We start from the raw sequence: 21,833 nt of genomic DNA on the forward strand, positions 1-21,833 counted from the left end.
TTGTTTTTTGAAAGGTTTGTCTGGTTATGTCTGATCCACTCATCATCGATAAAAGTTTCCTTCACGATGGTGTTCTCATCATTGCCGCGATTACCATGTTGGTGGCCGCGCTCAGTGATATCAAGAAATTGATTATTTCCAATCGGCTGTGTCTGTTTCTTGCAGGATTGTTTCCGCTATATGTACTGACTGCGCCACATGAAGTGATGTGGATGCATCATGTGCTGATTGCGGGTACGGTGTTTGTGATCGGTTTTGCTATGTTCGCGATGAATTTTTTGGGTGGCGGCGACGTAAAGATGCTGGCTGCCGTATCGTTGTGGGCTGGGCCAAAAATGATTGCAACATTGTTGCTGTTTACATCATTTGCTGGTGGCCTTCTGGCGCTGGCGTTTGCTGTAGCTGCTTTATATCGCTCGCGCGTACTTAAAGTAGAGGCAAAGACTGAAACGAACGAAGTAATACCCTGGCATAAAACCCCGGTTCCTTATGGCGTAGCAATAGCATGCGGCGGAGTGACCGCATTGTTTTTAATGTCTCAAGCAGTTTAGACGGGGCTGTCTAGCTGTCGGGCCATCCGTTTTTTAAAAAGAGGATGCTATGACCAATCGTCGTACACTATTTCTCGCGCTTGCTATTATTATGGGCCTTGGCACCATGATGATGATGCGCAGCGCCATGAGCAACAAAACCGTTGCTGTCAATAACACAAATCAGATTTTGGTTGCGGCTGCTGATGTACCAGCGGGCCAATTTGTTCAGCCGCAACATGTGCGCTGGCAGGCATGGGCACCAGAACATACAACGCAGGCGTTCATTAAAAATGCTCCCAGCGAAAAGTTAGACAGCTATATTGGCGCTGTAGTGCGCCAAGGCATTCGCGCGGGCGAGCCCATTTTGAAAGGCCAGTTGGTGAAGCCGCAAGAACGTGGGTTCCTTGCTGCTGTGCTGGATGGCGGTAAACGCGCTATAGCAGTGCCTATTACCAATGTTACAGGTATCGCAGGCTTTGTGTTCCCTGGCGATCGGATTGATTTGATTTTGACACACTCCATCCGTTCGCAAGATGATGATAAGATTCCACAACGTCGTGCCAGCGTAACCGTTGTAAAAGATGTACGCGTGTTGGCGCTTGACCAGGACGCCAATGACCAAGGCGAAGCCAAAGCCAAAGTTGCCAAGGTTGCAACGTTGGAAGTAACGCCAAAACAAGCCGAGGTGCTAACCCTTGCATTACAGCTGGGCACAATTTCACTTTCCTTGCGCAGCATTGCACAAGAAACATCGCCAGATGGAAAACCTTTAGCTGAGCCTGTTGCATTTGAAAAAGATGCACTCACGCTGGATAGCGAAGTAAGCCAGATTATCCCGCGCCCGGATGACCATTCGCAGGTGTCGGGTCAAATCGTGCAAGTGCTTCGTGGCAGCAAAGCCAGAACCGAAGAAAACTTCGACGATTCCAAGAAGAACTAGTTTTTACACCTTCGTTTGAGTTTGTTTTAGGCGCGGCGCGATTTTGTGCGGCAAACGTATAGTCGTGCAGCGTATCATTTTTATCTCAAGGATAATCAAGGCTTGTTTCGAAAAGAGAACAATGCTGCCAAAATATAAGTAATGAATTCTAGACGAACTGGCTTTACATTACCGACCCATGAAATCTGCGCTTGTGTCACTTTTACTGCTGTTTGTTGTTATCATTGCCCCCGCCATAGCCGGTGCTGAGGAAGAGCCGCTTATTCTAAGCGTTGACCGCAGCGAAAACATCAAGTTACAGGAACCTGCCGATACCGTGTTTATTGCCAGCCCTGACATTGCCGATGTGCAGGTGGTCGCGCCAAATGTCATCACCATTTATGGCCGCAAGCAGGGCGAAACCACCGTTACCGCCAGCAAGAAGGACGGCACCATTTTGCTGAAACGCAAAATTGTTGTAGATCAGGATTTGGGTAAGCTGCAAAACGTGCTTGGCAGCATGCCAAAAATCAAGGCACTGCCTGTTCCAGGTGGCATTGTTTTAAATGGTGAAGCAGCATCGTCACGCGAAGCGGCGGATGCGCAACGTATTGCAAAACGCTTCCTTGGCAACGATAAGGAAGAAGTCATCAATCACCTTCGTTTAAAAAATGATGAACAAATTCAATTACGTGTACGCGTAGCAGAAGTCAGTAAGAACATCAGCAAGACCTTTGGCATCAACTGGGATGCCATTAGCCTTGCTGGGGGAATAACGCTGGGGCTGAAAAGCGGCGCAAGTTTCCTTTCGGACACCATTTTACGCAACAGCAATGTAAGCAATGCGGCTGACCGCTATTCCCGTTCGAATGTGAATAACGGTGTGTATGCTGGCTATAATGGCAATGGTTATTCAATTAACGGGTTGATTGATGCGCTGGCCCAAGACGGTCTTGTAACGCTTCTGGCTGAACCCAACCTCACTGCAAAATCGGGTGAAACGGCGACCTTCCTTGCGGGCGGCGAATTCCCTGTTCCTGTGCCACAGCAAAATGGTGCGATTACCATCGAATTCAAACCGTATGGTGTGTCACTGGCCTTTACGCCGACTGTGCTTGGTAAAGACCGCATTTCCATTCAGGTTCGCCCGGAGGTGAGTGAACTCACAACATCCGGCTCCATCTCGCTCAACAATATTGCAATTCCTGCGTTGCTGACACGCCGCGCGGAAACAACGGTTGAACTGGGCAGCGGCCAAAGCTTTGCCATCGGTGGCCTTATCCGCAGCTATCAGAACAATGACGTTTCCAAATATCCGTTCCTAGGCGATATTCCTGTGCTTGGCGCATTGTTTACATCCACGCGCTTTCGTAACAGCGAAACCGAACTGGTAATTATTGTAACGCCATATCTGGTGAAACCATCATCTGAACAATTGGCAGCGCCAACCGATGGCTATGCGCCAGCAAACGATGTTGACCGTATCTTGCTTGGCAAGGTGCATTCCAACAGTGTTCCTAACGAACCAAGAAACATGGGCGAAATTTTGCAAGGCCCAGTTGGCTATAGCGCGGAGTAGGCATGATGATGAAATCACATCTCTTACGCCTTTCACTGGTGGTGTTCTGCGGATTGCTCAGTGGCTGCTTTGAAGCAACCCAGGCGCGGCCTAACCATGCCATTTCCGTGATTGCCAACCCCGAAAAGGGCGGCAAGCTCGTCGCTGTTCCTAAGCCATGCCCTGCGTGGAACAAAGATCCGCTCGATGGTTTGGATAACCAGTTCGCCGATAATTTTGGCTGCGCGGATATGTATAATCTTGGCAAAATGATTGCCGAGCCCAAAGACCTGCTTCATGGACAACCTTTGGGTGAAGCAGATGCCGCATCTGGCGTTCTTGGTATTGAGCGTTACCGCTCCGACAAGAAGAAAGAATTAATCAATCCTAAAGAAATTGGCGCAACCGGTAAGTAATCGGCGGCAGTTTTCGCCGATTATGGCAGCTTAGCTAGCGATTGTAATAACACACGCGGAACGATAGCGCAGGGCTAAGTCTTTATTAGCAAAACTGTGGTGTTTTAAAGGGATAGGACTCGTTTTCCCTTTCCGAGCAGGTCGCAACTAGACCTCCTACTACAAAAGTTTAGTTGCGTGAATCTGCTCGGTACAAAATATGTGGTTTGTTTTTTATCATGCATGAAGAATTTATGGGTTTCGTAAGCGACGAAGCCTCTTATCGCATCGCACGCAGCGTTGCAGAAGCACGTGGATGGCCGTCAGCTGTTATACAGCAGGGCGGTCTCGACATGCTTGCTGATATGCTTGAAAACTACGCGCCGCCAAAAATCCTCCTCCTTGATCTGGATGCAGAGCCTGACGTGCTGCAAGCAGCAAACCGTGCGATTAATCTGTGCGGTCCGGATTCACAGATTATCTTTTTGGCAAAACACAACGATATCACGCTGTATCGCCAATTTATCCAGTTGGGTGCCGCCGATTATCTGGTTAAACCGCTTAGCGAAGAAGTTTTGCTGCAAGCCATTATCAATACCGCAAAGCCAAAACGCAACGCTGATCCAGCTGAAAAAGAGCATCATATCAGCAAAATTATTGCTGTTATTGGAACGCGCGGCGGTGTTGGCGTAACAACTGTTGCCGTTAATCTCTCGTGGATTTTATCACAGCAATTAAATCAGCAGATTGGTCTGGTTGATTTGGATATGCAGTTTGGTAGCACCGCCTTGGCGCTTGACCGTGAACCCGGACGCGGGATGCGCTCCGCACTTGAAAACCCCGAACGTCTGGACGGGTTGCTGATTGCCAGTTCCATGGTTCAGTACAATGATAAATTTTCAATTCTATGCGCGGAAGATACCCTTGATACTGCATTCCATTTTGATGGTGATGCAACGCTTGGCCTATTAAAACCTATTCGCACTGATTTTGATATGGTGCTGGTGGATATGCCGCGCCATCACATCTCCAGCCAAAAAACATTGCTGAATGAAGCGCATGCGGTTTTAATCGTTGCCGATTTAACGCTCGCTTCGCTGCGTGATGCCCGCCGTATCCGCGCCTATTTAAAAAATCTTCGCCCTGATTTGATGCCGATTTTAATTGTCAATCATGTAGGGGACAGCCCTTACTCAACCATCGATCAACCGACCTTTGAAAAAAATCTGGAAGCAAAGATTGATGTAATACTTCCCGAAGACATCAAAACTGCAAAACAAGCGGCGAATTTGGGAAAACCGTTTGTATCGGTTGCAGCCGAAGCGCCGATTACCAAGGCATTGGTAATGCTGGCGCGTAATTTATCGGGACAAAAAGAAACCAAAAAGCAGGACATCAAAGGGAAATCATTGCTTCAGGGGTTGCTTGGCAGCAAGCCATCCAAACCCGCAGCAAAATGACAGGCTAGACGGATATGGCACATACACCGCATACCATGCCAAGTTTACGGGATAAGTATATGCCCGAACTGGTTGCACGTATCAGCCATGCCGATGCGCAAAAAATGAAACGCGGTGATTTGGCGCTTGCAGTTCGTTCATTCGTTGGTGAATGGCTGGCGCGTGACGGTGAAACCGTTGAACTGCTATTGCAGCGCGATTTGGTTACAGCGCTCATCAATACCATACTATCAAAACAGGGCGCCAGCATTACGCCGCATGAAGTTGCATCTACGCCTGTGCCTGCGCCGATGGTTACATCCATTCCTGCCAATGTGCCGACCGAAACCATGGCATATGAAAAGCCAACGGCGCTGGAAACACCGCGCAATACATCGCTGCGCGCAACCGTGCAGGTGATTAAAGACAGTATCCAGCCCTTACTGATGGATAGAATTGACGCATCCGCCGCAGCAAAGATGACGCGCGATGATTTGAACCGTGATTTAACAGGTGTGGTCAGTGAATTGCTGACCGAACAGAAAACCCCGCTATCGGGCAGCGAGCGTCAGGAATTGGTTTCCAGCCTTCTGGACGACATGCTGGGGCTTGGCCCGCTGGAGCCATTGCTGGCAGATGAAACCATCAGCGAAGTTATGGTCAACGGAGCAAAACAAGTCTGGATCGAACAAAAAGGCCGCCTGACGTTGACGGACGTACATTTCCGCGATAATGCACATGTGCTTTCGGTAGCGCAGCGCATTGTGAATGCGATTGGCCGCCGTGTGGATGAATCTAGCCCTTTATGCGATGCGCGTTTGGCGGATGGTAGCCGTGTAAATATCATTATTCCGCCACTGGCCATCGATGGCCCTGCTATCACCATCCGTAAATTTTCCAAGAAAAAAATTACGCTCGATGTAATGGAAAAGTTCGGCTCCATCAGCCCGCAGATGAAAAAGGTTCTGGAAATTGCAGGCCGCTGCCGTCTCAATATCCTTATCTCTGGCGGTACGGGGTCGGGTAAAACGACCTTGCTTAACGCCATTTCAAAAATGATCGATAATTCGGAGCGTATTGTAACCATTGAAGACGCGGCAGAATTGCAATTGCAACAGCCGCACGTGGTGCGCCTTGAAACGCGTCCTGCCAACCTCGAAGGACATGGCGAAATAAGCATGCGCGATTTGCTTAAAAACTCGCTACGTATGCGCCCTGACCGTATCATCGTCGGTGAAACCCGCGGCGGCGAAGCAATTGATATGTTACAGGCGATGAATACCGGCCATGACGGTTCATTTTCTACCGTTCACGCCAACCGCCCGCGCGAAGCATTGATGCGACTTGAAAATATGGTGGGTTTGGCAGGCGTGAATTTGGCGCCGCGTGCCATTCGCATGCAGATTGCTTCCGCGCTGGACATGATTGTGCAGGTCAGCCGTATGCGCGATGGCTCGCGCCGCGTAACATATATTAGTGAAGTGTTGGGCATGGAAGGTGATGTTGTCACCATGCAGGACTTATTTACCTGTGAAACCAAAGGTGAAACGCCAGATGGCAAATTGAATGTAGAATTTATCAATCACGGGCTTCGTCCGCACTTCCTGCCAAAAGCCGCTTACTTCAATTTGGACAAGCAATTGTTGGAGATTCTATGAACCCCGATATGCTGATGATGCTGGGCGGCGGATTAATCACCATCATCGTGTTGGTGCTTGCGCTCATGCCGGGCGGTGACAGCAAAGCATTGGAAAAGCGTCTTAAGCGTGTTTCGGGAATTGAAGAAAAGCCGGAAAAAAAGCAAGCGACCGGGCCAAAAGTTGAATTAAAACGCAGCATTAAAGACAGCGGTATTCCGTTCCTTGATAATTTCATTAAAACTGCGCTGCCTAATCCTGAAAAATTGCGTAATCGCCTTGCGCGTACAGGCATGCGCATGACCATCAGCGAATATTTGCTGCTAACTGGTTTGATGATTGGCATTTTCTTCATGCTGTTCCATGTCATTCTTGGTCAAAAGCTTCTGCCATCCACATTCTTGTCGCTTATGCTTGGTATCTGGTGCCCCCATGTTTTTATTGGCATGAAAGGCAAAAAGCGCTGTAAGGAATTTATCAAATATTTTCCTGAATCGATTGATGCGATGGTGCGCGGTATCCGATCCGGTCTTCCGATCAGCGAATCCATCAATGTGGTGGGCGAAGAAATGCCCGACCCCATCGGATATGAATTCCGTACAATCAAGGACGCCGTGCGCATGGGCCGAAGCCTTGAAGATGCGATGTGGGATGTGGCAAAGCGCGTGGATGTTCCGGAATACCGTTATCTGATTATCGCGCTCGCCATTCAAAAAGAAACAGGCGGTAATCTTGCCGAAACGCTTGCAAATGTAAGCGAAGTACTGCGCAAACGCCGGCAGATTAAACTGAAAATCAAGGCGATGTCGTCTGAAGCAAAAGCAAGCGCGATGATTTTGGGTGCATTACCATTCATCGTTTCAACTGTGCTTGGTTTGGTGGCAACCGAATACATTATGCTGTTATTCAATGACCCGCGCGGGAATATCCTTCTTGGCATCGCTTTTGGCATGCTTGGTTTTGGTATCTGGATTATGGCGCAGATGATTAATTTCGAGATATAGCACACGGGATTAATATGATTGATACAGGCACAGCCGACTGGATGAGTTTCATGGATAACGAGATGCTCGTTTACGCCGCGGGTCTGGGCGCGTTCGTGGTCGTAATACTGGTATGGCAAGCCCTATCGGGAACAGAGGTAAGCGAAAAGCGCCTTAAATCAGTCATCCAACGCCGTGATGATTTGCGTGCTGAACTGAAATCACAAACTACGCGCCGTGAAGGTGTGCTGCAAAAAGATTTTTTCAAACAGCTTGCTGCCAAATTAAAAAATACGCCGTGGCTTTATTCGGTGGAACTACGTAAAAATCTTGCGCGCGCGGGCTTGCGCAATAAGGAAGCGGTTGGCTATTTTGCGATGATGAAAGTGGGAATGCCGCTGATTTTGTTTTTACTAGCGCTGTTTTTAACCGCTGGCCTTGGTATTGCTGAAAAAAAGCCACTCATTAAACTGCTGATGATGCTGGGGATGCCGACGATTGCATTTATATTGCCGGATATGTGGCTTAAGAATACCATTCAAAAGCGTGAAGACGTGCTGCGCAAATCACTTCCCGATGCGTTTGATTTGCTGGTGATATGTGCGGAAGCTGGTCTGGGGTTGGATGCCGCACTTGACCGCGTGGCAAAAGAGATTACGCAAAGTACCCCAGTTCTTGCTGAAGAAATTGGTATCACCGCCGTGGAACTTGGCTTCCTGCCAGACCGCAAAGTAGCGCTGGTAGGATTTGCCGAACGTGTACAACTTGCATCAGTGCGCGCGCTTGTGAATACCCTCACGCAGAGCGAGCGTTATGGAACGCCGCTGGCGCAGGCCTTGCGCGTCTTATCTGCCGAACTGCGTGAAGAGCGCATGATGAAAGCGGAAGAAAAAGCCGCAAAATTGCCAGCTACCCTTACCGTGCCGATGATTTTATTCATCTTGCCAACACTTTTTATTGTGTTGCTTGGCCCTGCAATTATCCGCGTATTTGACCTTAATAAATAAATTAGTAATGGGTCTATCTCATACTTAATGAAAAGCTAATTTATTAATGGATACTTAAAATGACTAATCCGGTTCTAGGAAGCAATGTGCTGACAGATCAGTCGTTGCATAATAAATTATACGCTTCCACGCCAAGAGGGGTTGTAACCCTGTCACGCGAATTATTAGCGGATTTGAAAACGCGTGGTTTAAATTATCTCCATCTCGCCAGTAATAGCGAAGGCGGGCAAATTTTCGTTGTAGCCTCAAAAGACAAAGTGTTGAGCAATCAATTACCGGAAGAGGATTTGATTAAACAGCACCAGCAAGGCCTTGTTGGTCTATCTCAAATAAGCTCACACGGTATTCGGTTAGGTGAGGGCGGCCCCATTATTTCTGCGCATGCGCTTGTTACTGGAACCCGTATATTACCAACAGGCGTAGTTGCCCAAGAGGGGCTGGACTGGCAGGCACGTTTGTCAGTAGCGCCTGCGCTGCGTCACGCTCCGAACTAACTTATTGTGGCGGCGCTAATGGTACAACGGCATCAGCAGCAGGTGCTACAGGTGCAGCAGCCGGCGAAGTTTCTGCCTTTGGCTCTTCTTTTTTCACTTCCGGCTTCGGCGACTTTTTAACAGGCGTTTTTTTCAATACAAGCTTTGGTTCATCAGGCGTAATACCCATAACCTTTTGGCGCATCTTGCGATAGCTGGCGATATTTTTTTCAACCGCAGCGCGTGGCAAATCCTGCATTGCAATTTTACGTGCATCGTTTTCACGGCCTGCCATGCCGTAAGCAAGGGCAAGATTTTGGCGGTGTTGAACCGTTACACGCGGGTCATCGACCAGTTTTTCAAAAATCGCAATGGCTTCATTAAGGCGTCCAGCCAGAATATAGGTGAACCCCATATTATTTTGGGTGCTCAGACGGTCAGGGTCGATGGCAATGGATGTTTTAAAGCTTTCAATGGCCTTCTCATAGTGGCCGGGGATTTCATCGGCACGTGTATAGGCCATGCCTAACATGTTCAAAACTTCAGGGCTGTCGCCCTTTATCTCGCGAAACTTATTAAGTTGGTCAATCGCCTTGTCATGTAAACCAAGTGTCATCAGGTTTTTGGCAACCCCCATATGTCCTGCTTCGTTGTCATTGTCGAGGCGAATAATTTCGCGGTAGGCCTGTAATGCTTCTTGTGGTTTTTCACGCAGTTCTGCGACGCGCGCCATGCCTTTCAATGCCGCAATCGAATCAGGGTTTGTGCTAAACGCGCGTTGATACAACATGCTTGCGCTGGTCAGATCGTTGCTCGCCATCATTTTCTCTGCGGTTCGCAGCAGCGTTGCGGTTGCATCATCTTCATCTTCGATTTCCTTTTCAGGCTCTCTGGATGAAGTTGGTGTATATAATTTCCGTTCAATTTGCGGGCCAGATGCCTTGCTTTTTATATTTGATGTTGATGCTTGCGGTTTTGTCGGCGCTTCCACACTAACGGAATCGGCACATGCACTTAAGCAAAGCCCCACTAAAGCAATCGAAAAAACGCTGCAAAAACGGCGGGTTATGTGGGTCATGGAATGCCTATAATGAAGGTAAAAGTTTATCAAAGCTTAACCCAATTTTATAAGTAATCAAATATCCTGAAAGCTCGTTCCTACTAGCAAATGAATGTGGCAAAACATGTCAAACGCACTTCCTATGTCAACCTTAATGCTCGAGCTGCCCCAGTTGATGGAGCGCCTGCATCGCCGCTTTTTAGACGTTGTTCGCCTTGAAATGACCCGCGTAGGCATCCGCGATATCAACCCCGTCCAAATTATGATGCTTGCCACAATTGGCAACCAAGATATGGCGGTGCGTGATTTGATTGAACGCGGATATTATCTTGGATCAAACGCATCCTATAACATTAAAAATCTCGCGGAAGGCGGATACCTTGATCGCCTGACCGATGAGCATGACAGACGTTCAGCCCGCGTGCGCATCACGCCAAAAGGCCAGAAAGTTATCGATCAGCTTAACCTGCTTGGCGATAAAATTGGCCGCGATTTATTGCCCAATGAAAAAGACAAAGATGATTACCAAATCAGTCTGCGTCTGATGCGCCGTTTTGAGCGTGAGTGCTCGACGCTGATTCATGCATCCGAATAACGGCTTTGCCGTTGCATCTGGATAAGCGCGGCTAAACCGCCCAGCGCCATTATTAAACAGCCAACCCATATCCACGGAATAAGCGGGTGTGCGGTCGCGCGCACGGTCCAACCTTTTACGCTGCCATCGGGATTTTTTTGTGGTTCACCCAGCACCAGATACAAATCCGAAAAGCCGTTGGTATAAATCGCCACATCGCTGAGCATTTTTTTGCCAACCGGATAAAACCGCCGTTCGGGGTTAAGGGTTGTGATTAAACCCTTGTCATCCGTTACATGGAACGTGGCGCGTTCTGAAACATAATTGGGGCCCGTTAAATGCTCCACCTTGTCAAAATAAAAGGTCATTTGGTTGAGTTTTAATTCACTGCCCGGTTTCATCAAATCAATCGCTTCGGTTGATAGATGACTACTGGCCACCATGCCACATAGCGCAATCGCAAGCCCGCCATGCGCAAGACTAATTGGAAGCTTTTGCAATAGATCCTGTTTCTGGTTCTTAATGAATCCCAGAATCGTGGATGATAGCAGCCATGTGACAAAACCAATGCCCAAATAGAAACGCAAGGCCTGTTGCTGGTGGTTTAACATGACCAACACTACAATTGCGCAGCTGGTGAGAAAACAAACCTGCAAACGCGGGAAGATGCGCTTCAGTTCATCGTGCCGCCATGCAAGGAATGGTGCAAAGCCCATCAGGAATATCAGTGGCATCATGAGAGGGGTGAAGCTTGCTTCGAAATAGGGCGGGCCAACCGAAATTTGCGCATCGTTGATGAGTTCGTAAATCAGCGGGTATAGCGTACCAAGTAATACGGTAGCGGCTGCTGCAACCAAAAAAAGATTATTTATAACCAGAAACGATTCACGGCTGATGGGTGCAAAATGCTGCTCGCTCGTAAATCTATGCCCCCGCAATGCAAACAACAGCAATCCAAACCCTGCACTAAGCCCGATCAGCAACAGCACAAATATTCCGCGTTCTGGATCAAGCGCAAAGGCATGAACCGATGTAACAATACCGGAGCGTACAAGGAATGTGCCAATCATTGAAAACGTAAAAGTGATGAGGCCAAGCAGCACTGTCCACGTTTTAAGCGTGCCACGCTTTTCAACCACGATAAGGGAGTGGAGAAGCGCAGTGCCAGAAAGCCATGGAATAAAAGATGCGTTTTCAACAGGATCCCAAAACCACCAACCACCCCAGCCCAACTCGTAATAAGCCCACCACGAACCCATCGCGATTCCGATAGTGAGGGCGCACCATGCCACCATCACAAATGGGCGTAATGCTTTTGCCCATTCACGTGTGACTTCCCCGGTCAATAACGCGGCAATCGCAAATGAAAATGCAAGAGAGAAGCCGACATATCCCAGATACAGCATGGGTGGATGGAAGGCCAAGGCAGGATCTTGTAATAACGGATTTAAGCCAAGCCCTTCAGCGGGCGCGGGTGATAATTGAACAAACGGGTTGGATGTAAATACAATAAAGGCAAGAAAGCCTGTAACCATCAATGCCTGCGTTGCCAAAATGCGCGTGATCATGGTGCTGGAAAGGCCCGTGCGCACTATCGACAATACTGCGCCAAAGAAACTGGCAACAAGCACCCATAAAATCATCGACCCTTCATGATTGCCCCATACGCCGGTGATTTTATAGAGAAGGGGTTTTAGCGTATGGCTGTTTTGGTAAACCGTGATGACTGAAAAATCAGAAATCACAAAGGCAAAGATAAGCAAAGCAAATGAAATGCTTATTGCGGCACATACGGTGATGCTGCCATAGCGTGTTATGCGGCTAAGCAACGTGTGTTCTTTGGCTATGAATCCGCATATGGATGTGGTTAGTGCCAATAGCAGCGTGATAAATAAGATGTCTTGGCCAGCCTGTGCAATCATTAGGTGAAACTTGCTTCAATAGGAATAGGAAGGGATGATTTGAACATATTTGCCCTGCCGCATAAAATCGCGCCGCTGGCCATTTTCCATACCTGTAAATCGGCAAAGCTGTCGCCTGCATATACAAAGCCGCGCGCAATGTGTTCGCGGATAAACTTTGCTTTATTCCGGCCTTTTAGATTATGTATGCCATTGCTGCCATAAGCAGCATCAAATAATCCCAGCGTTGATGCCACATGCCTGACAATGCGTTCATCCGCCGCGCTGACCAGATACAGCTTGCGTCCGGATGCTTTTTGATCTTTTAGGTAACTTAGCAACTCGGCCCGGTAGGGAAGTGTTGCGGCATCCACGTCGAATTCCTTGGCAAGCCAGGCCTTGGCTGCGGCACGTTTTAGTCCAAGCCAGACCAGAAACCAAGGCAGCAACCAGGGTTTTTTAAACACCAATTGCTTAATTCCCAATCGCAGCACATCCGTATGGATAAGGGTGTCATCAAGATCCACACACAGCGGCAGCGATAAATGGGGAGAGCTCATTTGGTTTTGATATAAAGATTTTCTGGGCCGGGGAAACGCCGCGCTTTTACATCGGCTTCAAGGGTTTGCAGCGCGGATTCAGCATCCTGATATAAATTGGCATAGGGTTTCACGAATTTTGCTTTTGCGCCGGCAACCAAGCCTAGCACATCTTCGGTAACCAGAATTTGCCCATCGCATGCCGGTGATGCGCCAATGCCAATGGTGGGGATGTTGACGTATGACGTGATTTCGCGGCTTACATGTTCCATCGTACCTTCAACAACGATTGCAAACGCGCCTGCTTCTTCAACGGCTTTTGCATCATGCTTTAGCATTTCAATCTGATCATCGGTTTTGCCTTGTACTTTATATCCGCCCATCACATGGACTTGCTGCGGGCGAAGGCCAATATGGCCTAAAACCGGAATACCGCGTTCGACCAGAAAGCGGATGGTGCTGGCCATTTCCGCGCCGCCTTCCAGTTTGATAGCGCCTGCGCCGGTTTTTTTCATCACGCGGGAGCTATTCTCGAAGGCCTGCGCCGGCGATGCCTGATAGGTTCCAAATGGCATATCGACAACACATAAGGCGCGCTGGCAGAACTGTGCAACGCATTTGCCATGCGTCATCATCATTTCCAATGTTACACCTAATGTGTTGGGCATGCCGTATAAAACCATGCCAACGCTGTCACCGACCAATACCAGATCCGCATGCTTGTCGGCTAATTGCGCAATAGGTGCAGTATAAGCCGTGAGTGCTAAAAAAGGTTCGGCGCGGTTTTTGGCTGCGCGAATATCCTGCACGGTCAGTTTTTTTACAGGTGGGGGCGTATGAATACTCATGCCGGATTTTTTACCCGCTTGCCATCCAACCTGCAAAGGCAATTTAAAACCTTATTGTTTAGAGCCGTTTGGTGAGCAGCTGGGGCAGGTGGGGTTTTGTTCCACAGTAATGCTTTTGCCTGCCATATTTTGGCTATCAAGCATGAAAAGACAGGTTTGTGTACTGCCAATACCCGCCAGTTCTTTAAGGGCTTCTGCTGCCTGCATCACACCAAGAATGCCTACTATCGGGCCAAACACACCTGCTTCGGGGCAGGATGGGACCATGCCCTTTGGGGGAGTTTCTGGAAACAGGCAACGGTAACAGGCATGGCCGTTTCCCAAATGGGATTTAAAGGTTGCAAGCTGCCCTCCAAAGCCTTGAACTGATGCGCTGATGAGCGGTTTTTTTAGTGTGATACATACATCATTCAATAAAAACCGCGTGGCAAAATTATCAGTGCAATCAAGCACCACATCCGCGGCTTCTAGAATCTTTATCGCATTGGCTTCGTCAAGGCGTGCGTTGTGCATTTGAATATGTACATTTGAATTCAGCGCGTGGAGGCGCTTGGCGCTTGCGGCGACTTTTAATTCGCCAATATCACTTTCGGTATAAATGACTTGCCGCTGAAGATTACTCTCTTCGACCTTGTCATGATCAATAAGGATAAGTTGTTTTACGCCTGCACCTGCTAAATACAAGGCAGCGCTAGCGCCAAGCCCGCCCATGCCGACAATTGCTGCGGTGCCTGCACAGATTTTTTCCTGCCCATCAAAACCAAGGCCCGGCAAATCAATGTGGCGCAGATAGCGTAGGGTATTCAGTTTTGACATACCGATTAATTAGGCGCTTTTTAAGCTGGGGGCAAGCCAGTCATGGAAATCATGCGCTGGGCTTCCTGTACAATCGTATTACCGGTATTGCCCCCATCACCGATGATTTTACGTTCAAAAATAATTTTAAGTATGCTGACAAAACAGGAAACAATGCTGATGTCTTTAACGGTCAATTGCTTTTCAAGTAGTGTTTCGCAAAACAGATGCATGAACCGTGCAAGCGATGAAGCAAGGGAATAATTACAAAATCCGGCTTTTGATTTAATCGCAAAGCCTTTTTCAATCAGCGTTTTAAGTTCCGCAGTTGCTACGGTGTTGGCTTTTAGGCGCGATGCGATGTTCTCAAGCTCGGAGAATTCAGCAAGAATTTCTTTGATAATCTCCGGCTCGAAATTGGCGACGACTTTTTCGGTTTGTTCAACTTTGGAAGGGGTAATGATGGCGCCCAGTGATTTGCCGGGGCCGAGTTTTTTCTTCATGCTCAAATCCGGAGCATGAACCACAACACCATCATCTTCCATTTGTGCTTCAGACATGCTGCACCTTCTTATCGTTTAGCTTTTCGGGGTTTTCTGCGGTCAGGGCCCTTGGGCGGCACATTTTTCCTGCGGCGACATGGCCCGGTGTATTTTGGCGATGCAATAAATTCGCGCGGGTTATCAACCAGTTCGATTATCCGTTTAGTAATTTGCTTAACCGTAAATGGTTTAATCAAATAGTCATTCGCGCCAATATTGCGCGCTTCTATCACCTGATGCACTTCGGCATTTCCGGTTAGCATGATGATAGGGATAAACGGGTTGACACGTGTTTTTCCGCTGCGGATTTGCTTGATGAATTCGAGGCCGCTCATTTGCGGCATGCGCCAGTCACAAAAAATAAAATCAACCGGATTGCCATCCAGCATCTGGAGTGCGGCTTTGCCATCATCGGCGCGAAGGGTTTTGCCAAATCCGAGATTTTTGAGAACGTCAACGACAAGCTTCTGCACAAGGCGGTCGTCATCCACAATCATAACACTAAAATTTCTTAACTGGGGATCCATAGGCGAAGGCTTGAGTGGCGTTAGGTTTGAAGCCTGCATAATAACAAGAATAAAACCCTGAACGCACTAAGAATTATCAGGGTTGTTACTATTTTTCTTGTAGGCAAGAAAGCGTTTAAGAATCAAATACAAGTTAGTTTTTTGTGTGATTCAGCGGCATAGTGCCGTGGCATGCAGGACCATTATTTCGGGACGGTGCCAAGTAATGCTTCCATGCTTTGCTGCGGCGCTTTGCTGCGCATAATGCTACCCATCACCGCAACACCTTGGGCTCCTGCTTTTATACATGCAGCTGCATTGTCAACGTCAATGCCGCCCAGTGCTACAACAGGCAATGATGTCTCTTTGCACTGTTGCACAAGTGTCTCAAGACCAAGCGCGGGGCCGTAACCCGGTTTGCTGGTTGTTTCGAAAATCGGGCTGAGGGTGATATAATCCAAATCGCTTTTTTGTGCACGTTTCACATCATCCACTGTGTGGCATGATTTGCCAATCATTATATCGCCGCAGATGCTGCGCGCTTCATCAACGATTTGTGATGATGATAAATGCAATCCATCCGCTTCGATGGCCTTGGCAATTTTTGCATTACGGCCGATAAATAATTTTGCTTTATGTTTCGTGCAAAGGTATTTGACAGGAATGGCTTGCTTGAGCAGTTGACTGTCGCTGGCGTTTAGATCACGCAGCACAATCCATTTGCACCCACCAGCTATTGCGCCTGCGATGATGTCTTCAAGCGGCAATACCGCCTGCGTTATATCTGTAATCAGCATAATAGCAGGATGCGGCAGCGTTTTTTTCATCAGTTTTTATGTGCTTTGGTTGCAAGGCCGCCAACCGGACTGGATGCTTCGGCGTGGGTTTTTCTGGCAATACGGCCAGCCAGATACGCTTCGCGTCCAGCTTCCATTCCTTTACGCATCGCGCTTGCCATCAATACCGGGTTGTTGGATTTGGCAATGGCGGTGTTCAACAAAATGCCATCGCAGCCATGTTCCATGGCAATAGTTGCATCGGATGCTGTGCCAATCCCGGCATCTAGAATGATTGGCAAGTTGATCCGCGCGCGGATGATATCAAGATTGTATAAATTGAGAATACCTTGCCCCGACCCAATTGGCGAACCAAGCGGCATTACTGCTGCGCAGCCAGCATCCACCAAACGCTGACATGCAACCGGATCATCACTGCAATAGGGTAAAACCACGAACCCTTTTTTTACCAATGTTTCAGCGGCGCGGATAAGTTCAACCGCATCTGGGAGTAGTGTCTCGCGGTCACCGATAATTTCCAGCTTCACCCAGTTGGTTTGTAATGCTTCCCTGGCAAGTTCCGCTGTAAACACAGCATCTTCGGCGGTATAGCACCCAGCTGTGTTGGGTAGCAGCGTTAAATCCCGCTGCGTCAACAAATGTTGCACTGATAGATGCTGACCTTGCAAGTTGATACGGCGGATGGCAACGGTAACAATCTGCGCACCAGATGCTGCAATGCTATCCAGCATCACCTGCTGGTTGGGGTACATGCTGCTGCCAATCAACAGCCGCGATGAAAAAGATTTATCGGCAATTTTTAAATTGTCGCTCATTACCCGCCCACAAATGGTTTTACGATTTCAATCGCATCGCCGTTATTTAATCTGGTTTCTGCCCATGCGCTGCGTGTGACCACTTTGCCATTACATGCAACGGCTATTGCTTGCCAATGTGCTTGCGGCAATTTCTCGTTTTGCAAAAGTTCAGGGATGGTCTGGGCTGCTGTTTCGCGTTTTTCCCCGTTCACAATCAGATTCAGCATGTTGTCCTACTTAAAGCGTTGCATGGTAAAAGGTGCGGCAATTTCTGGCAGCCTCCCTTTTAATATATACTCGCTCATTGCGCTGGCGAGTAGGGGGGTCATTAAAATCCCGTGACGGTGCTGTCCGGTCATAAAACCTATGTTTTCAATGGCGCTTTCGCCCAAAATCGGCGCGTCATCACGGCTGGTGGGACGGAAACCTGCCCATGCTTCCAACAACGGTAATTCTTCCATGCCCGGCAAAGCTTCCCATGTTTCGCGCAGCAAATGTAAAATTCCGCCGGCGGTTAGCGATGCATCAAATCCCTTATCTTCCAATGTGGCCCCGATAATCAATCGTCCATCGCTACGCGGCACCAAATAAAGTTGCGGTGTCCATACCACATGCCTCAACAACGGCTGACGTGCATCCATCTGCAGTGCCAGTAATTGTCCCTTCATCGGGAACACAGGCGGCAAGGCTTCCAGTGGCATCCCTTTGATAGTGCCAGACCATGCGCCAGCAGCTAACACAACGGCATCGACCGCGATGATACCATCATTGACCACAAGATGGGTTGCGCGGTTACCCGAAATTTTTATTTCACTGACATCGGCATGGGCATGCAATTCCACACCTGCTTTTTTGCATGCAGCGTGCAGGGCATCAACCAACATGCGGTTATCTACCTGATGATCGCTGGCGCTATAAAACCCGTGCGTTACGCGCGGTGAAAAATAGGGCTCGCGTTTGCGCAGTTCGCTACGCTCCAGCCATTTAACCGGCAGGCTGCGTGCTTTCAAAAAATCGAAACGCTGTTTTAGTAAACCTTCATCATCGCGTTCGGCTGCTACAAATAATGTGCCGCTTTCGCGGTAGCCAATATCAAGGCCTGTATAGCTCTGCAATTCCCGTGCAAATTCCGGCCAAATGCGTTGCGATTCAAGTACGAAGGGCAACAACACATCTTCGCCGGGCTCTGCTTCAACAACAGCGGCGAGCATGCCTGCGGCCGCCCAGCTTGCGCCGCGGCCAATCGCACCCTTGTCAAAAACGGTAACACGCAAGCCCGATTGCACTAAACGCCATGCAAGGCTCAAGCCCGCAACACCGCCGCCAATGATATGAATGGATTTCTGTGTCATCGATACAAGTAGTACCGAGTTATATGATTAAACGCAAATATCAGCCTTAAGCATAGACGCAACTGCAAACGCCAATTCCCAAAGGTTGCCACCTGCATGTATCTTCCACCCCCACAAATTACAGTGAAGTGGAATTGCTAAATAGATATTGATATTCTCACTAGAAGAGTTGTAGGTGCATCTTTGGTGCGGATTTTAGGATTGACTTTGAATTAGTAATGATGACAATAAGTCACATGATTGTATCAGGATCACAGCTAAAAAATTATCGCGAATCCATTAACCTCTCTCAAGCAAAATTGGCAGAGGCTACAGGGATCTCGCAACATATTCTATCCGCTTTCGAGCTAGGGAAAATAAATATCGGGGATTCAGAAATTCAGAAAATAACCCATATTCTTTCAGATAAAGAGAAAATTGCGAAAATTCAAGAAAGGAGAAAACGCTACAAACGGCATTCCTACACGGGTGTCCAGCACGATCCTGTTAGGCTTAAGAAATATAAAAAAACTGCGGAGAATAAATATTACATTAGTGAGCTAAACTCACTTCTTGAGCCAGTAGAGGAAGCGTTTACTGGCGTTAGCTTGTTTGCTGGTTGTGGTGGTTTTAGTCTAGGTTTCAAAAACGCTGGATGCGTTATAAAAGGATTTGTTGAACTAGATGACGATTTAAGTAGCATATACCAAAAAAACTTCCCGTCTGCACCAAAAATTGGCTCTGATATTGCTATGCTATCAGATTCTGCCATTCGTCAGTTTATTTTGGATGCTGGCAATATAGATGTCGTTATCGGGGGGCCTCCTTGCCAAGGCTTTAGTCTCTCCGGAAAACGTAAAGCGGATGATCCTAGAAACCAGCTTTTTAAGCATTACATGCGGTTTATTGATATCGTTAGACCCAAGATAGCGGTAATCGAAAATGTCAGACTTCTTACATCAATGAAAAATCCAGATGGGCGTTTAGTAAAAGATGAAATACTTTTATCTTTTGATCAACTTGGCTATTACGCAAATTTTTTTGAAATCAACGCTTGTAACTATGGTGTTCCACAGCATAGAGAGCGAGTTATTTTTATTGCTATCCGTAAAGATATAGATAGAGAGCCCTCTATTCCAGTACATGAATACGGTCATTCTGAAGATTTGCTGCGTGGCATAAAAAAAGTTAGGACCTTTGGAGACGCGTGCTCTGATCTTCCATACCTTGAATCAGGTGAAAAATCTGCCGACCTTCTACATGCAGCGGTATCACATCCAGATCATGTCATTCAATGGCTCTGGAATGTACCAGAGGGGCGTAGCGCACATGATAACGACAACCCCTTATTGCGCCCCCCATCTGGTTATAACACCACCTATAAACGGCAAGTTTGGGACGAGCCTGGAGCTACGGTTCAGACAACTTTTGGCATGATCTCCGGATGTAGAAATGTCCATCCTGTCGCCACGCGATCATTAACTATCCGTGAGGCCGCTAGATTACAGTCGTTTCCTGATAAATACATATTTTCCGGTACGCAGGGCATAATCAGGACAGGAATTGGCAACGCCGTTCCACCATTATTGGCTAGAGCTTTGGCCATCCATATCAGGGCGCTGCTGACTGACTTTGTAGAAATATCCAGCCTCTAAGTTGAATTGCAGTTGTTCAGGGTGTTGCGCCTGTCCACCTCTTTGCATTTGTATAATCCCAAATCTAGGTGCCATGTGAGTAACACCGTGCGGATCTTTATAACTGCCCTTGCGTACCGAATAGGGCTTAAGGCTAAAGCCGCCATAGTTTTTTGAATGGTGGATTAACTCATCGATAGAATACAGAGCAATCTCTGTGTTCTCCCACGCTGTAGAATTTTTTGTTTTGTGAATAAGAAAATCAGGCGAAAACTGGTCATCAAGATACGCCTTTTGCAGGAGCAATCTAGATATATCGTCTTGATGTTTTGAAAAAATGTTTTCCCACTCTAACCTTCCTGCTTCTAAAATTTCCTCCCAGAAAAAACGTCTTGGGTCTGTTTTTCTGTCTGTAAGTGGTGGCGTCTGATCAAGAGGGCGAAAGCCGATATCACCACAAAACTGGCGCAGAGCCGTAATAGCTGCATCCGGCACCTTCAAGGAGTTCTTTGTAAGAAGATTGACAAAGCCGCGAGCTGTAGTGAAGTAAAGCTGTGCATTTGTTGGTGTTTTATTGTTGCATTGCTTTGTAGATACGCCAACCGATTTCTTGATGCCGTTTGGAAATTCAAGACTAATTACAAGGTCACTCTTGCATCGAGTGACACCAATTCCATTGATTTCTAGCCACCTTTTTCCATCCTCGGATGTTGCTAGCGCTCCAGTAGATATCGCAGAGGCTCTAATAATTTCAGAGCATCCGTATGCGGATGAAATATAGAAAAGAAGTAGTCGAGCCGGATCGCCTGTATTTACATGAGTGATAATTTTTGTTGGCACCTTTAATGGGTAGAGAACAATATTAATTTCTTCAGTGATGGTATCTTCAAACGCATGTCCCGCCTTGCGCCCGATAGTGCCCGCTTGAATTTGTAAAGCATGTTGTTCATTTTCTGGGTTTAAAGCCATTTTCACAACCATGCGTTAATTTAGCTATATTGATTCCTAATCCTTCAGCCAGCCGAATAAGATTGATAAGTGATGGATTCCTCTTTCCTCTTTCCAACATGCTGATATAGGTGCGATCAAAGCCGCATTTGTCAGCCAACTCCTCTTGAGACAAATCAAGAGCGAGGCGATACTTTTTTATGTTTTCACCAAGGGTAAAAAGAGTGTTTATCATGTATGGACTATTAACGTGTGTTGACATTACGTCCACGGACAATACGTCACATTAAAAATCAAAACTCTATCGTTTGAAAACTGCCTAGAGTAGCTACACAAAACTACAACTGGCCTGTTGACCTAACAAGATCCATATCTTAGGAGCCACCTTAAATTTCTTAGAAAAATACCCTCTACGCGCTGATTTGGGTTACAGGTCAGAGGGTGCTGAGCTTTCCTTGGAAGATATTGAATGTGTGAGACTTTTTCACACATATCAAAAAACCATATATAGTTAGTTTCAAAAAAAATTGGCGGACCCAAGTGGATTCGAACCACCAACCTCTGCCTTCGGAGGGCAACACTCTATCCAGTTGAGCTATGGGTCCCGCTAATTAAAT

The 21,833-nt window shown here is 47.6% G+C and carries 24 protein-coding genes and 1 tRNA gene; 11 read left to right on the forward strand and 14 right to left on the reverse strand.

Annotated elements, in window-relative coordinates; translation table 11 throughout:
• Positions 1 to 26: 26 nt before the first annotated feature.
• The 9 genes from SFW65_03285 (at position 27) to SFW65_03325 (ending at position 8,965) form a co-directional block, all read left to right on the forward strand.
• The gene (locus tag SFW65_03285) at positions 27 to 551 is read left to right on the forward strand and encodes a prepilin peptidase (GenBank protein ID MDX1922138.1); all 525 of its coding nucleotides are present in this window, start codon (positions 27 to 29) and stop codon (positions 549 to 551) included.
• A gap of 49 nt (positions 552 to 600) precedes the next feature.
• Positions 601 to 1,473 carry a Flp pilus assembly protein CpaB gene (cpaB, locus tag SFW65_03290; protein ID MDX1922139.1) on the forward strand — a complete coding sequence of 291 codons (873 nt, stop codon included), beginning with the start codon at positions 601 to 603 and terminating at the stop codon, positions 1,471 to 1,473.
• Between the two features lie 178 nt (positions 1,474 to 1,651).
• Positions 1,652 to 3,031, forward strand: a complete 1,380-nt coding sequence (locus tag SFW65_03295) for a type II and III secretion system protein family protein (GenBank protein MDX1922140.1) — start codon at positions 1,652 to 1,654, stop codon at positions 3,029 to 3,031.
• Positions 3,032 to 3,033: 2 nt separating this feature from the next.
• Positions 3,034 to 3,426 (forward strand): CpaD family pilus assembly lipoprotein, encoded by a 393-nt coding sequence (locus SFW65_03300; protein MDX1922141.1) that lies wholly within the window; start codon positions 3,034 to 3,036, stop codon positions 3,424 to 3,426.
• Positions 3,427 to 3,659: 233 nt separating this feature from the next.
• Positions 3,660 to 4,865 (forward strand): AAA family ATPase, encoded by a 1,206-nt coding sequence (locus tag SFW65_03305; protein ID MDX1922142.1) that lies wholly within the window; start codon positions 3,660 to 3,662, stop codon positions 4,863 to 4,865.
• A gap of 14 nt (positions 4,866 to 4,879) precedes the next feature.
• Positions 4,880 to 6,502, forward strand: coding sequence for a CpaF family protein (locus SFW65_03310; protein ID MDX1922143.1), 1,623 nt, complete (start codon positions 4,880 to 4,882; stop codon positions 6,500 to 6,502).
• Positions 6,499 to 7,485 carry a type II secretion system F family protein gene (locus SFW65_03315; protein MDX1922144.1) on the forward strand — a complete coding sequence of 329 codons (987 nt, stop codon included), beginning with the start codon at positions 6,499 to 6,501 and terminating at the stop codon, positions 7,483 to 7,485. Before SFW65_03310 ends, SFW65_03315 begins: the two co-directional genes overlap by 4 nt.
• Before the next feature lie 14 nt (positions 7,486 to 7,499).
• A complete protein-coding gene (locus SFW65_03320; protein ID MDX1922145.1) occupies positions 7,500 to 8,471 on the forward strand; it encodes a type II secretion system F family protein in 972 nt (323 codons plus the stop codon).
• Positions 8,472 to 8,530: 59 nt separating this feature from the next.
• Positions 8,531 to 8,965, forward strand: a complete 435-nt coding sequence (locus SFW65_03325) for a hypothetical protein (protein ID MDX1922146.1) — start codon at positions 8,531 to 8,533, stop codon at positions 8,963 to 8,965.
• Between the two features lies 1 nt (position 8,966).
• On the opposite strand, the gene SFW65_03330 is transcribed toward SFW65_03325, so the two are convergent.
• Positions 8,967 to 10,022, reverse strand: a complete 1,056-nt coding sequence (locus SFW65_03330; protein ID MDX1922147.1) for a tetratricopeptide repeat protein — start codon at positions 10,020 to 10,022, stop codon at positions 8,967 to 8,969.
• 106 nt (positions 10,023 to 10,128) lie between these two features.
• On the opposite strand from SFW65_03330, the gene SFW65_03335 reads away from it, so the two are divergent.
• A complete protein-coding gene (locus tag SFW65_03335; protein ID MDX1922148.1) occupies positions 10,129 to 10,599 on the forward strand; it encodes a winged helix DNA-binding protein in 471 nt (156 codons plus the stop codon).
• Here SFW65_03335 and SFW65_03340 read toward each other — a convergent pair.
• From SFW65_03340 to thiO, 10 genes are all read right to left on the reverse strand, one after another.
• Positions 10,584 to 12,500, reverse strand: a complete 1,917-nt coding sequence (locus SFW65_03340) for a heme lyase CcmF/NrfE family subunit (GenBank protein MDX1922149.1) — start codon at positions 12,498 to 12,500, stop codon at positions 10,584 to 10,586. The two genes, SFW65_03335 and SFW65_03340, sit on opposite strands and share 16 nt — an antisense overlap.
• Positions 12,500 to 13,039: a hypothetical protein gene (locus SFW65_03345; GenBank protein ID MDX1922150.1), complete on the reverse strand. Its 540-nt coding sequence runs from the start codon at positions 13,037 to 13,039 to the stop codon at positions 12,500 to 12,502. The genes SFW65_03340 and SFW65_03345 overlap by 1 nt, the downstream gene beginning before the upstream one ends.
• The gene (gene panB / locus SFW65_03350) at positions 13,036 to 13,866 is read right to left on the reverse strand and encodes a 3-methyl-2-oxobutanoate hydroxymethyltransferase (GenBank protein ID MDX1922151.1); all 831 of its coding nucleotides are present in this window, start codon (positions 13,864 to 13,866) and stop codon (positions 13,036 to 13,038) included. The genes SFW65_03345 and panB overlap by 4 nt, the downstream gene beginning before the upstream one ends.
• A gap of 51 nt (positions 13,867 to 13,917) precedes the next feature.
• Positions 13,918 to 14,682, reverse strand: coding sequence for a HesA/MoeB/ThiF family protein (locus SFW65_03355; protein ID MDX1922152.1), 765 nt, complete (start codon positions 14,680 to 14,682; stop codon positions 13,918 to 13,920).
• A 20-nt stretch (positions 14,683 to 14,702) separates the two neighbouring features.
• On the reverse strand, positions 14,703 to 15,221 hold the full coding sequence (locus SFW65_03360; protein ID MDX1922153.1) for a hypothetical protein: 519 nt from the start codon (positions 15,219 to 15,221) through the stop codon (positions 14,703 to 14,705).
• An 11-nt stretch (positions 15,222 to 15,232) separates the two neighbouring features.
• Positions 15,233 to 15,700: a response regulator gene (locus SFW65_03365; GenBank protein MDX1922154.1), complete on the reverse strand. Its 468-nt coding sequence runs from the start codon at positions 15,698 to 15,700 to the stop codon at positions 15,233 to 15,235.
• A 212-nt stretch (positions 15,701 to 15,912) separates the two neighbouring features.
• Positions 15,913 to 16,536 (reverse strand): thiamine phosphate synthase, encoded by a 624-nt coding sequence (locus SFW65_03370; protein MDX1922155.1) that lies wholly within the window; start codon positions 16,534 to 16,536, stop codon positions 15,913 to 15,915.
• Positions 16,536 to 17,321, reverse strand: coding sequence for a thiazole synthase (locus tag SFW65_03375; protein ID MDX1922156.1), 786 nt, complete (start codon positions 17,319 to 17,321; stop codon positions 16,536 to 16,538). Before SFW65_03375 ends, SFW65_03370 begins: the two co-directional genes overlap by 1 nt.
• Positions 17,321 to 17,530, reverse strand: coding sequence for a sulfur carrier protein ThiS (gene thiS / locus SFW65_03380; GenBank protein ID MDX1922157.1), 210 nt, complete (start codon positions 17,528 to 17,530; stop codon positions 17,321 to 17,323). Before thiS ends, SFW65_03375 begins: the two co-directional genes overlap by 1 nt.
• A 6-nt stretch (positions 17,531 to 17,536) precedes the next feature.
• The gene (gene thiO / locus SFW65_03385; protein ID MDX1922158.1) at positions 17,537 to 18,655 is read right to left on the reverse strand and encodes a glycine oxidase ThiO; all 1,119 of its coding nucleotides are present in this window, start codon (positions 18,653 to 18,655) and stop codon (positions 17,537 to 17,539) included.
• A gap of 236 nt (positions 18,656 to 18,891) precedes the next feature.
• On the opposite strand from thiO, the gene dcm reads away from it, so the two are divergent.
• Complete coding sequence (dcm, locus tag SFW65_03390; GenBank protein ID MDX1922159.1) at positions 18,892 to 20,289, forward strand: DNA (cytosine-5-)-methyltransferase; 1,398 nt, start codon at positions 18,892 to 18,894, stop codon at positions 20,287 to 20,289.
• Here the strand turns inward: dcm and SFW65_03395 are convergent.
• The 3 genes from SFW65_03395 to SFW65_03405 all read right to left on the reverse strand — a co-directional run bounded on the left by SFW65_03395 (position 20,218) and on the right by SFW65_03405 (position 21,821).
• Positions 20,218 to 21,237, reverse strand: coding sequence for a hypothetical protein (locus tag SFW65_03395; protein ID MDX1922160.1), 1,020 nt, complete (start codon positions 21,235 to 21,237; stop codon positions 20,218 to 20,220). The two genes, dcm and SFW65_03395, sit on opposite strands and share 72 nt — an antisense overlap.
• Complete coding sequence (locus tag SFW65_03400; protein ID MDX1922161.1) at positions 21,215 to 21,478, reverse strand: helix-turn-helix transcriptional regulator; 264 nt, start codon at positions 21,476 to 21,478, stop codon at positions 21,215 to 21,217. The genes SFW65_03395 and SFW65_03400 overlap by 23 nt, the downstream gene beginning before the upstream one ends.
• 266 nt (positions 21,479 to 21,744) lie before the next feature.
• Positions 21,745 to 21,821, reverse strand: a tRNA-Arg gene (locus SFW65_03405).
• Positions 21,822 to 21,833 lie beyond the last annotated feature (12 nt).

The organism is Alphaproteobacteria bacterium, from assembly GCA_033762625.1.
Classification (GTDB): Bacteria; Pseudomonadota; Alphaproteobacteria; order UBA9219; family RGZA01; genus RGZA01.